The organism is Streptomyces sp. MK37H (assembly GCF_018035285.1).
Classification (GTDB): Bacteria; Actinomycetota; Actinomycetes; order Streptomycetales; family Streptomycetaceae; genus Streptomyces; species Streptomyces endocoffeicus.
Map to the genome: position 1 here is coordinate 1 of NZ_JAAAYH010000886.1, position 833 is coordinate 833.

The 833-nt window shown below is 65.2% G+C and carries 1 protein-coding gene; it reads right to left on the reverse strand.

The window, feature by feature from the left end; all coding sequences use genetic code 11:
• The coding region (gene ispG / locus GWI24_RS44615; RefSeq protein ID WP_210951696.1) for a flavodoxin-dependent (E)-4-hydroxy-3-methylbut-2-enyl-diphosphate synthase at window positions 1–833 on the reverse strand (833 nt) is incomplete at both ends.

Sequence of the window (833 nt, forward strand, 5' to 3'; positions counted from 1 at the left end):
TCCATGCCCTCAAGACCGGCCGTCACCTGGTCCGCGAGCTTGTACACATCCACCTGCGCCCGGCCGCACGACGGACACGAGACGATCTCCAGCCGCCGCTGCCGCAGATTCAGCGACTCCAGAATCTGAATGCCGACCTTGACCTCCTCCACCGGAGGCGCCGACAACGACACCCGGATCGTGTCCCCGATCCCCTCACTCAACAGCGCACCGAACGCCACCGCCGACTTGACCGTCCCCTGGAACGCCGGACCCGCCTCCGTCACACCCAGATGCAGCGGATAGTCACACTGAGCCGCCAGCTGACGGTAGGCGTTGACCATCACCACCGGATCGTTGTGCTTCACCGAGATCTTGATGTCCCGGAAACCGTGCTCCTCGAACAGCGAGCACTCCCACAACGCCGACTCCACCAGCGCCTCCGGCGTGGCCTTGCCGTACTTCTCCAGCAACCGCTTGTCCAGCGACCCCGCGTTCACCCCGATACGAATCGGCACACCCGCGCCCGACGCCGCCTTCGCGATCTCCTTGACCTTGTCGTCGAACTGCCGGATGTTCCCCGGATTCACCCGCACCGCCGCACACCCGGCATCAATCGCCGCGAACACATACTTCGGCTGGAAATGAATGTCGGCGATCACCGGGATCTGCGACTTCTTCGCGATCACCGGCAACGCGTCCGCGTCATCCTGCGACGGACACGCCACCCGCACGATCTGACACCCCGACGCCGTCAGCTCCGCGATCTGCTGCAACGTCGCACCGATGTCCGCCGTCACCGTCGTCGTCATCGACTGCACCGAGACCGGAGCGTCACCACCCACGGCCACCGA